The sequence below is a fragment of the Thermoplasmata archaeon genome (genome assembly GCA_038729465.1).
GTDB lineage: Archaea > Thermoplasmatota > Thermoplasmata > Thermoplasmatales > ARK-15 > JAVRLB01.
Map to the genome: position 1 here is coordinate 1 of JAVYRZ010000030.1, position 12,325 is coordinate 12,325.

Consider the following 12,325-nt stretch of genomic DNA (forward strand, 5'->3'; position numbering starts at 1 on the left):
TATTGTTTTAGAATTTCGGGACCAAAATATTGGTTTTTAAAAAAATCAGTAAGATTATGCTAAGCAATAATATAATGAAAATGAAAAATCTTTTTAAAATTACAAAATGTAAATATATCTTTTCATCTAAAAAATCCATAATTTTTGAGAAATATCTAACTAAAAATACAGTATAAATTGAAACACCGATTGGTGCAATAATTAACACAGAAAACACTGAATAAATATTTCTATTAGCTGAGTAGAGATGAGAAAAAATTAAAAAATAAATTATAAACAAAGTAGTGTAAACAGTAATTATTATATCTGACAGAATTAATCCTGCTCCAATAAAATATTCGAAGATCGTATATATTATCTTATCTTCTTTCTTTGGTTTTATCAGTATATAAATTATAAACAAAATTATAGGCAATATTAAAAGATCCAGCATGGTTAGATAATTAAAAAACAATGTAGTTACATATAAAGACAAAATGATTATCCACAAACCAAATTTAATATATCTCGTGCTTCTCTTCATATTATGCATCTTGAGTGCTTCATCTTCAAGCACTATATCCTTTATTTTTCCAGCAATGAATTTCTTTCTTACATCTCTGTCAGTCATTCAGACCAATACCATTGATTTACCTTAACTCTAATCTAATATAAATAATTTAAAGGAACCATTTATAAAATTTTAGTTTAGTATTTGAAGCTTGATGTCCCTGTGTTATGCAGTTTCTATCGCTAATGCTTTTATTCACGAAATGTTAATATATTGTAAATCAGTTACACCCTCCCATGGAAAAATATGATTTGATAGTTGTAGGTGCAGGTATTACAGGACTTTCAGCAGCATATCATATCAAAAGAGAAAATCCGGATATGAATGTCTGTCTCGTAGAAAAAGAGGCAACTTATGCTCAGGGAAATACTGGCAAAAGTGCTTCTGCATTCAGAGATCTATTTATCTCAGATTTAAATTATAAGCTTACGTCTTCATCAATTTCATTTTATAAACATGTACAAGAAGATTTAGGGTTTGATCTAGGCATGAATTTTTGTGGCTATCTATTTTTAATGGATAAAAATAGTTTAGATGATGACTCAGTATCAAAAGTAAGAAAAATGACAGATACTGAGATATTAGATAGAGCCCAGATCTCAGATTTAGGCATAAATTGTACTCCTGATCCGGAAGTTGCCCAAATAATGGGGTTGAAAAATATAGATGGCGGATTGTTAGGTAAAAACTGCGGGATTATAGAGCCTGATCTTATAGCATCCTATTATAATCAAGAGCTTGAAAAGATGAATGTAGATATCAAATATAACACAAAGGTCGAAAAGTTAAATCTAGAACCCGTAAAAAAATTAATATATCCTGGAGAACCATTTGTCTGGCAGGAAAAAACTATTGAGTCTATAGAAACAAACCGTGGGCAAATGAAGGCTGAAAACTATCTTTTAGCAACTGATGTTTGGACCACAGCGCTTTTAGATCCAATAGGTATCGATAGTCATATCAGACCCAAAAAGAGGCAGATATTTCAGGTTTCTGGAGATAAAATAAAAACAATGGTAAACAAGAACTATAAAAATGAAGCCGGCACATTTCCATTTACTATTTTTCCGAAGCCATGGATCTACATAAGACCAGAACCAAAATCACAATCGTTCTGGGCTACAGTAGCTGATGATATTGGAAGGAGCTTTTCTCTGGAGGATGATCCTCAGCCAGAGATAGACTTTTACAATAAAAATGTGCTATTGGTTGTACAGGAATATATATCCGCCTTTAAAGAGGCAAAAGTCACATCAAGCTGGGCAGGGTACTATTCATATAATACGATAGATGGAAACTACTATATTTTCAATGAGCTAAACATTGCTGTAGCAACAGGCAGTAGCGGCAGTGGAATTATGAAAGGAGATGCTGCAGGGAGAATAATCTCCGCTTTGATATCGGGAAAAGAAAAAGCAACGTTGTATGATGGGCAAAGCATTGTTATATCTGATCTAGGAATAAAAGATAGAAAATCGCCCATTGAAGAGTTGATAATCTAAAATAAAATAGCTTAGATAGAGTTTATTTTTTCCTTAATCTGTCTTATTTTTTCTTCTAGCATTTTCTTTTTTTCAATCAAACTTTCTTCTGCGTTAACGTTATCGACGTTTATTCTATCCTCACTTATAGATCTATCTGACCCCTTAAATTCGTGCAAAGATATTGCATTTACAGGACACACTTTTATGCACTCTCCACATCCCTTGCAAATTTCCTCCCTAACTTTTGTATATTTTTTTATAGTACCCTCAATAGCTTTTTCAGGGCAAACAGAGACGCATTTCATACATTTTATGCACTTATCATTGTCAATATGTGCTGTTATTTTCCCTTTTAAAGATTTGTTTCTAGAATAATCCAAATCTTTCCCGGATCGCTGATAACAGTTACCTCGTCTTCTGCCAGATATAGGCCCTTTTCCATATGGTCCAGTTCCATCTCTGTTAGGCGTTTTGTTCACCTCATAATTATGAATATATATTCAAAACAGATATTTAAATTTTATTTATTATTTCAATAATAAAAACATATTTAACGCAAAAAAACAATTTAAAGGATGTTATCTTTATTCGTGTTTTCGAAAAAACAGGAAAATCTGATCATTTAGAGAGTTGCAGGTCAGAACAAGATTTATCTATATGATTTAAATATTATATTTTATGAGCAAGCTAATATTTTTAGGAACTGGTGGTGGCCGATATGTAACTTTTCATCAGACCCGAGCTACTGGTGGAATATATTTAAAAAGCGATCTAAATATTCATATAGATCCTGGCCCAGGATCTCTGATACAGCTAAAAAAGGCAAAGATAGATCCGACAAAAACCGATTTGCTGCTCGTTTCACATGCCCATACAGATCATGTATCAGATGCGGCTGTATTAATTGAGGCAATGACTAATGGTGGCTTAATAAGGCACGGAAAACTGATCTGCTCAAAAAGTGTGGTGGAACAATGCTCATCAATAACATCTTTCCACAAGAAGATAATAGATTACCTGGTATTGGAAAATGGAGAAAAGTTCAGTAAAATGGGTATTGAGATCGAGGCGATAAAAACGTATCATAATGACCCTACCTCAATAGGATTCAAGATAAACACTAAAAACGGGATCATAACCTATATCAGTGATACATACTATAACACCCAGCTACATAAAGACATAACCGGCACGAGGGTATTGATTCTTGCCGTAACCAGGCCGTTAACATCTTCTATACCCTATCATTTGAACACAAACGATGCAGCGTTGATAGTGCAGGAATCCAGACCGGAACTGGCCATATTAACTCATTTTGGCATGAAGTTTCTTGCTGAAAATCCAGAATTTCAGGCCAGATACATCGAGAACAAAACTGGAGTTAAAACCGTTTCTGCTAGAGACTTGATGACTTTCAATATTCAAAAAGAGATCTCTATCTCCTGACCCTTTTAATCGGGCTGCCGCATATTGGGCACTCTTTATAGTATTTGTCAAAATATCTTGAACAACCAGTGCACTTATATTTCCATATTACTAGTTTTTTTATCTGGTTCATGCCAAAGTTCTGAAAATTGATGTTCATAAATTTAGCAACGTTCTGTATTGCATAATCGTTTGTAATTATTATTGCATTGTACTGTATAGCTGCTGCCAAAACTTCAATGTCCGTTTCTGACAGGTTCAGGAAATCATTGGTAATCTTTGCTGCGTCTTTAACCATTTTCACATATTTAGGGTCAGGTTCTACAATTTCTATATTTTCTATGTTCATGTCCAGATTTCGCTTAGCTTTCCCTTTTTTTATCTCTTCAAATACTTTTGCAGAGATCATCAATTTATTGGAATTTATCACAAAACCGGATAGTATGGCTGATGTGTCTAATATATATATCTCATCATTCATTTTTGCTCAAGCTCTTGGTCCATCGCGGTATATTTGATTCTAAACCTATCATATCCATTACTCTGCCAGACACCTGCTCTGTCAGATCTTCTATCGACTTTGGCTTAGTATAAAATGCGGGTGCTGCGGGAACGATCATAGCTCCTGCCAGAGACAGCTCATACATATTTTTTAGATGTATTGTGCTTAAAGGCATCTCTCTGAAAACTATTATTAATTTTCTCCGTTCTTTTAAGCTTACTGCTGCAGCTCTCGTAATTAAAGTATCTGCTATGCCGTTAGCAATCTTGGATATTGTAGAAACGCTTGCTGGCACTATTACCATTGTATCGATCTTGAAGCTGCCTGAAGAGACTGGAGCAGACAGGTCATTGTCATCATAACAATGATCTGCCAGTTTTCTAAATTTATCGATTTTCAAGTTCAATTCAAATTCTATCAACTCTTTAGCATGCTCAGATACAATTAGATGTTTTTCCTCCTTAATATTTTTAAGTAATGTATAGGCATATATAGCACCAGATGCACCTGATACCCCAATCAGTATTTTCATAATCTCACCATCTTTTGAGTATTCAATACCATCCAATAAGTTTTTTTATTTATTGCTGTAACAACATCAGAAAAGTATGTGTCGATAAGTACTCTAAACTTAAATTTTAATGAAATGTTAAATTGAGAATATGCAATAGATCTTATTATCATAGAAAAGATAATAGGCAATTCCAATATTTATTATTTTCTAATTGGTTTTTTTTCAAACGCATAATCAAAATCATATGTATAAAATTTTTATGCATTTACCGATTTAATAAAGTATAAATATATGCTACCATTAATCTTATTTATGGTTACTATTAAAAATAATGAAACAACTGTTCAGTTAGAAGATTATCTTCTTATTATTTTTGAGCTGGAAGAATCATATAACATTGCAAAATTAACCAAGATTGCAAATATTTTAAACCTTACTCCGGGGGCAGTCAATGATGAGCTTAAGAGATTGGAAAGGCAGAGATTAATAACTAAAGTGCCATATGTGGGTGTTAAACTGACAGACAAAGGATTAAAACGTGCAGTTCCACTAATAAGAAAGCATAGAATTGCAGAATCTTTAGTTTTTGATATACTTAAAGTTCCATGGAAAGATGCTCATAACATGGTCAAAAAGCTGGAGCATGGCATATCTGACGATCTAGAACCATATATTCTGGGAAAGCTCAAAACCACAGAAACTTGCCCGCACGGCAATCCGATACCATCCGCATCAAAACCATTTTCTCTATCAAACGAGCCGGCAATAAATGAAATTGAAGCAGGCAATAAAATTAAGGTGAAAAGAATAGTGTTTGAAGAGCCGCCAGTATTAGAGTATCTGGATTCTATAAAATTAAGGCCTGGAAACATTTATGAAATTGTCAAGTCTGATAAAAAAGGAGTAACTATCAAAGATGTTAGAGGTAATGACCATTTTCTGGATCTTTCGATAGCAAGGGTAATAAAGTGTGAAATTCTATGAATCCCATTACCAAAAAAAGACTGTTATTCCTGCTTTATTTTCTAGGTCCTGGCTGGGTAGCAATGATGGCTGATGTAGATGCACCAAGCGTGTTTACTGGCATTGTAGCAGGTGCTGAGTTCAAGTTTGCATTTATATCATTTTTATTAATTTTGATTATACCTTTGTATCTGTACCAGGAGGCGGTCGCAAGAATCGGAATACTGACCAAAAAAGGATTGGCAGAATTGATCAAGGAGAAATATGGAAAAGGCTGGTCTTTGTCTGTAGTAAGTACTATGTTTTTTATAAATATGTTATCGTATGTTGCTGAATTTGCAGGAATAAGCGCTGCAGGACTGATTTTCGGAGTGCCTATTGCAGTGTCCATAATAGTGGTGATTCTGGGGCATGCATTTATTGTGATCACTGGAAGTTATAAGAAAGTAGAAAACATATTGATATTCATATCGCTGCTGTTATTTATATTTATTATTACTGCGATTACAACCAGACCAAACGTTACGGAAATAGCAACAAGCTTGTTCAGTTTCAACCAGTTTCATAACATCAGCTTTGTTACAATGATCCTGGGATTGATAGGCGCCGTGATAATGCCATGGATGCTATTTTATCAGCAGGCTGCAGTGGTAGACAAGCATTTGAACATAATAGATCTGAAACATGAAAGACACGAGACCTTTATAGGCGCAGTAATAAGTGAGGTGTTGATGATCGCGATTGTTATTACTGCGGCAATGACTATCTATGGCAAATATCAGAATATAGGGATAATGAATCTGGCTCATCTGATCATACCGCTGGCTGGATCATTCTCTCCGTATTTGTTTGCCATTGGAATAATAGCTGCCGGATTTCTTGCGGGAGTGGTGGTTTCTCTGTCATCAGCATGGAGCATAAGCGAATATTTTGGATGGACTCACAGCCTTAATACTGCACCGCTAAAAGCTAAAAAATTTTATTTTATATATCTTGTCGAAATTTTGCCTGCGGCGTTAGTTCCTATTTTTTACAATGATCTAATCAATATTATTATAGACGTAATGGTTCTGAACGCCATAATTTTGCCGATATTAATCGTTTTTATAATCTTGATCAGCAGTAACAAGAATGTTATGCACGAGTTTGTGAACAGGTTGTGGAGATCGGTCCTGATGTGGTTATTTACTGCAGTGATTATCATAAGTACAGTTATATATATTATATTGTCTTTATAGATAATACTTATATACATTTGAAACATAAAGCCTCTAAATATGAAAATAGCGTTTGGAGTTTGTGCAATAGGGCTTGGACATGCAAGTAGATCCATACCGCTAATTAAAAAACTGGGCAATGAAGGGCATGAGATCACGATATTCAGTTATGGCAGAGCTTTGGAGCTTTTGAAAAAAGAGGTATCTGCAAAGTTTATAGAGTTTCGAGATTATCCATTGGAGTTTACCAGCAACCCAGACCTTTTTTTCCTTAATCTTCTTTTAGATTCACCGCTTCTGGTAACTTCGTTGTTTACAGAGCACGAACTGTTTTTAAAGTATCATGCAAAAGAAAAATATGATCTGATCATCTCCGATAATAGATATGGTATATTTGCTAAAGACGCACCTTCATTTTTAATAACCCATCAATTAAGAATATTAAATCCATATCGATTAAAGTTGCTTGAGGCTGGATCAATGTTATATAACAGATTTTTTGCGAATAGGTTCAAATACATTATAGTTCCAGACTTAGAGCAACATTCTCTATCTGGAGATCTTTCACATAATCTGAGATTCTTAGATCCTAAAAAAATAAAATATATAGGCCCAATATCATTCATATCAAAAAAGAGCGTAAATAAAGACATTGATCTATTAGTTTCAATATCTGGACCTGAACCACATCGATCGATATTTGAAAAACTGGTGTTAGAACAGCTTGAAGATCTTAAAGTCAATTATTTTGTTACTCTCGGTAAACCTGAAGAGCAAAACAACAAAGAAAATATCAGATCATACTTGAGTTTCGAAGAACGAGAATCGGTTTTTAACCGGGCAAAAATATTTATAACGAGATCTGGATATTCCACCATAATGGATTTATATATGATTGATGGAAAAGCACTTTTTGTACCTACTCCCATGCAGCCAGAACAAGAGTATCTAGCACAATATTTTACGCAACAAAACCTGTTTTATTCAGTACCCCAAAAAAATTTGGATCTGGAGAGAGACCTTAAAATTGCAAGCGGATATAAAGGCTTTGAAAACACTAATTATGAGCCTGATACATCAGTTCGTAGATTTTTGGACATAGTATTCGGAGACTGAACAAAAATGGAGAGAAAAAATATTAAGTATCTAGTGATCTCGATAGTAATAAGTTTGGTAGCCATAGTGATATTACTTTCCGGTACTTTTAACGTCAAATCTTTTGAGTATCTGCTGAGAATAAACCTTTATTTTGTATTATTGGCACTGTTGCTCCATTTCTTGTATTTTATGTTCTGGGCAGCAAGGATAAAAGTGATGAGCGGGTCATTGAACATGAGGCTCAAGTATTCAGATTCTCTGAAAATAGTTCTGGTGAACATATTTGCAGCCACAGTCACGCCCACAAACGTTGGCGGAGAGCCTGTAAGGATAAAGATGTTGATGGACAAAGGGTTCACTGGCGGAGATGCGACGGGGCTGGTGGTGAGCGAGAGGGTTATGGATGCGATATTTTTGCTTTCGATAGCTCCACTGTTGTTTTTTATATACAGCAGTTATAAAAACATGGTGATTATCTATTTTATATACGGATCCATATTAATTTTGATTCTGCTTATAATACTGTTCTTGCTGCTAGCGTTAAGGTTCAATTATTTTTACAGAAAGATGCATAAACTGGAAGGTGTGCTTAAGATATTCATAAAGAAAGAAGATAAGCGAAAAAAACTAATAAGCACATTAAAAGAAGAGTATATCAACTTTCATTATTCAGTCAACAACCTTTTTGTGAAAAACAGAAAGCGCTCAATATTAGTTTATTTTATAACTGCAGGGATGTGGCTGAGCGACTTTCTAATATTCTCAATAATACTATTGGCATTTGGGTTGAACCCGATTTGGATATACTCTATATTTGCACAGATATTAATAGTGTTCATATCCATGCTTCCGATAAGTCCCGGAGGAAGTGGAGTGGTAGAGTTTTCTGCAGCCATTATTTATGCGGTGCAGATTCCGGCGTACATGATAGGCATAGTGATACTGATATGGAGACTGATAGTGTTCTATTTTAACATAGCAATTGGTGCAGTATTTACAGCCCATTACTTTTCAACAGATCCCAAAAAAAAGAAAAGTTAAAATTATGCTAATCATTTAGTTAATAATGAGGTAACAATCATGAAATTTGAACTGATAAACATAAAAAAACCTCAAAAAGATACAAACGTTATAATCGGCACATCTCATTTTATCAAAAGCGTTGAAGATATCTATGAGGCACTGATAACAGCCATGCCAAACATAGCTTTTGCAGTAGCTTTTTGCGAGGCTTCTACTGACAGACTTGTAAGATTTGAGGGTACTGACAAAGAGCTTATAAAATATGCAATAGATAACGCTGTAGAGATAGGCTCAGGGCATTCATTTGTTATAATGCTAAAAGATGCTTATCCCATAAACGTGCTGAACAGGTTGAGAAAAGTTGATGAGGTTCTGAATATATTTGCAGCCACGTCCAACGATCTGCAGGTGCTGGTGGTAGAGTCGGAGCAGGGCAGGGGTATTGCAGGAGTGATTGACGGTGAGCCGCCCGTGGGCATTGAAAAAGTTGCAGATAAAAAAAAGAGAAAGAAGCTATTGAGGGATATTGGATATAAGTTCTGATCTGCCATGTTCCATGAAAACCTATATGATTTTGAATACGAGTATTATGATGATTTTTACCAATCATTCAGAGACGATGTGCAATTTTTAAAGAACATTATAAAGGATGGAGAGCGGATACTGGAACTCATGTGCGGAACTGGCAGAATTATCGAAGAATTTAAGGACCATGAAATATGGGGCATAGATAATAATGAGCATATGCTAATGATAGCCAGAGAGAAATTTAAAGGTTTGAAAAATGTGCATATTGAAAACCAGAACGTTTTGAATATTCATGATCTTGACAGATTTGATACAATAATAATACCTCTAAACTCGTTTTTATTATTTAGCAAAGATGAGCAACTGCAGATTCTGAAAAGCTGTAAAAATTTGCTGAGCGAAGATGGCAAGATTATAGTAGATATATTAAATGGCTTTCCTTATTTTGAGCATATGGTATATCATGGTGATACAATAAGAAAAGGAAACAAGATAATATCTAGATTTTTCGTGCCTACGATAGATCGAGATTTTGCAAACATACTCTATTTTTACGATATTTTCGAAGATAAAAATTATGCTCGAGAATATGCATCTATCCGGCTCAGAATCATGTACCTGAAAGACATGCAAATATTAACTGAACTGAGCGGCTTGAAAATAAATAAAGTGTTTGGAAACTATGTTGGTGGAAGATACACAGATGATAGTGAGCGATTGATCACGCTGCTAAAAGTGAAATTATGAGCTTTTACCTGAAATTGTATGTAGTTCCAAATTCTTCAGAAGAGAGTATTGAGTTTGATGCTTTTAGAAACAAACATAAAGTCAAGGTCAGAGAAAAAGCGGTGGACAATCAGGCGAACATCGCTGTATTAGAATTTCTTGCTAAAATACTGAACATAGACAGAAAAGATATAAAGATTCTGAAAGGCGCTAAAAGCAGGGAAAAACTTTTAATAATTACAGCTGAATCTGTAAATGAAGAGACTCTGAAAGAGTATGAAAGAAGAAAAAATAATAAAATTGATTGAAGAACTGAAAGACCAAAATTCCAAGGTTCCAATCTTAGTAGAGGGAAATAGAGATATTAAAGCGCTCAGAAACCTTGGATTTACTGGCATAATTATAAAAATCAATGAGGGATTAACATTAAGAGATATTGCAGAAAATATAGCTGAAACGTACAGAGAGATTATTATATTTACAGATTGGGACAGAAAGGGAAATATACTTGAAAAATCTATGATTACATATCTGCAATATTACAATGTTACCTGCAATATTGAATTTAAAAGAAAAATAGCCTATTATTCAAAAAGAGAGATCAGGTGCGTGGAAGATCTATACCATTATGTTTTACAGATAACTGAAAAAATAAAAAAAGGGTAAAATTTTATACCCAGCCGCGTGCCTTAACAGCATCGGCTACTCTTTTTACAGCCACTAAATATGCAGCTGTTCTTGGGTCTACTTTATACTCATCAGCTGCTTCCATAACATCTTTAAACGAGCTGGTCATTTTCTGGTCTAGCCTGTCATATACCTCTTGCTCGGTCCAATAGTATCCGTTAATGTTCTGTACCCATTCAAAGTAAGATACAATCACACCGCCCGAGTTGCCAAGGAAGTCAGGTATGACAAGAACCTTGTTTTTTGCAAGTATTAAATCTGCCTCTGGAGTAGTAGGCCCGTTTGCGAGCTCAAGCATTATTTTCGCCTTGATCTTGTCGGCATTGGCTGCTGTGATCTGGTTTTCTAGCGCTGCAGGAATGAGTATGTCTACGTTCAGTTCCAGTAACTCTTTATTACTGATCTTTTTTGCTCCTGGGAAATTTGCAACAGAGCCTGTTTTCTCTTTGAACGCTTCTACTTCATCATAGTTCAAACCTTTCTCTGAATATATGCCGCCATAAACATCGCTTACTGCTACAACTTTTGCGCCCAATAGCTCTCCAGCCAGTTTATGTGCATACTGTCCTACATTTCCATGTCCTTGTATCGCAATTGTTGCCTTTTTCGGATCCATTTTCAGTTTTTTGGTGGCTTCTCTGAGTAGATACATTCCACCTCTTGCAGTGGAGTCCATTCTGCCCAGTGATCCGCCTACTGCCAATGGCTTGCCGGTAATTACTCCTGGAGCATTGTGACCCATGATCTTTTCATATTCGTCCATCATCCAAGCCATAATCTGTGGAGTTGTAAATACATCTGGAGCCGGAACATCTATATCAGGACCAATAAATCTGGCAATTGCCCTTATGTATCCTCTTGATAATCTTTCCAGCTCACCCTTGCTCAGTTTTTCTGGATCGCAAATTATACCACCTTTAGCACCACCATATGGTATGTTTGCTAAAGAGGTCTTCCAAGTCATCCATGCTGAAAGTGCTTTAACTGTATCAAGAGTCTCGTTCGGGTGATATCTTATTCCACCTTTTGCAGGACCCCTCGCATTATTGTACAATACTCTAAAACCTCTGAAAACTTTTGAACTGCCGTCATCCATCTTGACTGGAATTTGCACTTCTACAATTCTCATAGGCTCTCTCAAAATCATATGCAGTGCTGGTTCTAAGTTCATCACTTTAGCAGCTTTGTCCAGCTGCTCCTGTGCTATTTTAAACGGGTTTAATTCTTCTGCCATAACTTTTTCACCTCTTACTAGGTAAGGAGGGTAATAGCACAGTACATATTAAATCTTTCTTGGTATATATTATGTTATAAAGACTGTATTGTATGTATTGTTGTCGATATTACTATTGTTAAAATCTTTATTTGCAACGTTAATATAGATTAAGGTATTTTCATTTTTTGCATTGGAAAGAGATCTTAGCGTTATCGGTCACTAAAATATTTAGAATCTGCATGGTCTAAGCTATATTTGTCAAGAGAGATTGATGCTTCCCTATCTCCAAATATCATTTCAGAGAAGCTGAGATCTATAGGATCTGCCTGGTTTTCACAGAGAGAGTTTTACAAAACACTCATAGGTAAAAAGAGTGTTATTTTTATAGATTT

15 protein-coding genes are annotated in these 12,325 nt (G+C 34.9%); 10 read left to right on the plus strand and 5 right to left on the minus strand.

The annotated features are described in order from the left end of the window. Nucleotides 1-7 precede the first annotated feature (7 nt). The gene (locus QXQ25_06405) at nt 8-610 is read right to left on the minus strand and encodes a hypothetical protein (GenBank protein ID MEM0161333.1); all 603 of its coding nucleotides are present in this window, start codon (nt 608-610) and stop codon (nt 8-10) included. A gap of 176 nt (nt 611-786) precedes the next feature. On the opposite strand from QXQ25_06405, the gene QXQ25_06410 reads away from it, so the two are divergent. Then, on the plus strand, nt 787-2,052 hold the full coding sequence (locus QXQ25_06410; GenBank protein ID MEM0161334.1) for an FAD-binding oxidoreductase: 1,266 nt from the start codon (nt 787-789) through the stop codon (nt 2,050-2,052). 11 nt (nt 2,053-2,063) lie between these two features. On the opposite strand, the gene QXQ25_06415 is transcribed toward QXQ25_06410, so the two are convergent. Beyond that, nucleotides 2,064-2,513, minus strand: coding sequence for a 4Fe-4S binding protein (locus tag QXQ25_06415; protein ID MEM0161335.1), 450 nt, complete (start codon nt 2,511-2,513; stop codon nt 2,064-2,066). Between the two features lie 199 nt (nt 2,514-2,712). Between QXQ25_06415 and QXQ25_06420 the strand changes: the two genes are divergently transcribed. Beyond that, nucleotides 2,713-3,480 (plus strand): MBL fold metallo-hydrolase, encoded by a 768-nt coding sequence (locus QXQ25_06420; GenBank protein ID MEM0161336.1) that lies wholly within the window; start codon nt 2,713-2,715, stop codon nt 3,478-3,480. Here the strand turns inward: QXQ25_06420 and QXQ25_06425 are convergent. Then, nucleotides 3,470-3,940 (minus strand): hypothetical protein, encoded by a 471-nt coding sequence (locus QXQ25_06425; GenBank protein MEM0161337.1) that lies wholly within the window; start codon nt 3,938-3,940, stop codon nt 3,470-3,472. The genes QXQ25_06420 and QXQ25_06425 overlap by 11 nt on opposite strands. Further along, a complete protein-coding gene (locus QXQ25_06430) occupies nt 3,933-4,493 on the minus strand; it encodes a UbiX family flavin prenyltransferase (protein ID MEM0161338.1) in 561 nt (186 codons plus the stop codon). Before QXQ25_06430 ends, QXQ25_06425 begins: the two co-directional genes overlap by 8 nt. A 294-nt stretch (nt 4,494-4,787) precedes the next feature. Between QXQ25_06430 and QXQ25_06435 the strand changes: the two genes are divergently transcribed. The 8 genes from QXQ25_06435 to QXQ25_06470 are packed head-to-tail and all read left to right on the plus strand — an operon-like array spanning nt 4,788 to nt 10,696. Next, nucleotides 4,788-5,459 (plus strand): metal-dependent transcriptional regulator, encoded by a 672-nt coding sequence (locus QXQ25_06435; protein MEM0161339.1) that lies wholly within the window; start codon nt 4,788-4,790, stop codon nt 5,457-5,459. Beyond that, entirely contained in the window at nt 5,456-6,676 is a 1,221-nt protein-coding gene (locus QXQ25_06440) for a divalent metal cation transporter (GenBank protein ID MEM0161340.1), read from the plus strand. The genes QXQ25_06435 and QXQ25_06440 overlap by 4 nt, the downstream gene beginning before the upstream one ends. 39 nt (nt 6,677-6,715) lie before the next feature. Beyond that, nucleotides 6,716-7,771: a glycosyltransferase family protein gene (locus QXQ25_06445; GenBank protein MEM0161341.1), complete on the plus strand. Its 1,056-nt coding sequence runs from the start codon at nt 6,716-6,718 to the stop codon at nt 7,769-7,771. 6 nt (nt 7,772-7,777) lie between these two features. Then, complete coding sequence (locus QXQ25_06450; protein ID MEM0161342.1) at nt 7,778-8,794, plus strand: flippase-like domain-containing protein; 1,017 nt, start codon at nt 7,778-7,780, stop codon at nt 8,792-8,794. A 39-nt stretch (nt 8,795-8,833) separates the two neighbouring features. Beyond that, on the plus strand, nt 8,834-9,319 hold the full coding sequence (locus QXQ25_06455; GenBank protein MEM0161343.1) for an adenosine-specific kinase: 486 nt from the start codon (nt 8,834-8,836) through the stop codon (nt 9,317-9,319). Nucleotides 9,320-9,325: 6 nt separating this feature from the next. Continuing rightward, nucleotides 9,326-10,051 carry a class I SAM-dependent methyltransferase gene (locus tag QXQ25_06460; protein ID MEM0161344.1) on the plus strand — a complete coding sequence of 242 codons (726 nt, stop codon included), beginning with the start codon at nt 9,326-9,328 and terminating at the stop codon, nt 10,049-10,051. Then, nucleotides 10,048-10,338, plus strand: a complete 291-nt coding sequence (locus QXQ25_06465; protein ID MEM0161345.1) for a DUF167 domain-containing protein — start codon at nt 10,048-10,050, stop codon at nt 10,336-10,338. Before QXQ25_06460 ends, QXQ25_06465 begins: the two co-directional genes overlap by 4 nt. Next, nucleotides 10,307-10,696 (plus strand): toprim domain-containing protein, encoded by a 390-nt coding sequence (locus tag QXQ25_06470; protein MEM0161346.1) that lies wholly within the window; start codon nt 10,307-10,309, stop codon nt 10,694-10,696. Before QXQ25_06465 ends, QXQ25_06470 begins: the two co-directional genes overlap by 32 nt. Nucleotides 10,697-10,700: 4 nt before the next feature. Here the strand turns inward: QXQ25_06470 and QXQ25_06475 are convergent, their stop codons facing one another. Continuing rightward, on the minus strand, nt 10,701-11,951 hold the full coding sequence (locus tag QXQ25_06475) for a Glu/Leu/Phe/Val dehydrogenase (protein ID MEM0161347.1): 1,251 nt from the start codon (nt 11,949-11,951) through the stop codon (nt 10,701-10,703). Between the last annotated feature and the right edge of the window lie 374 nt (nt 11,952-12,325).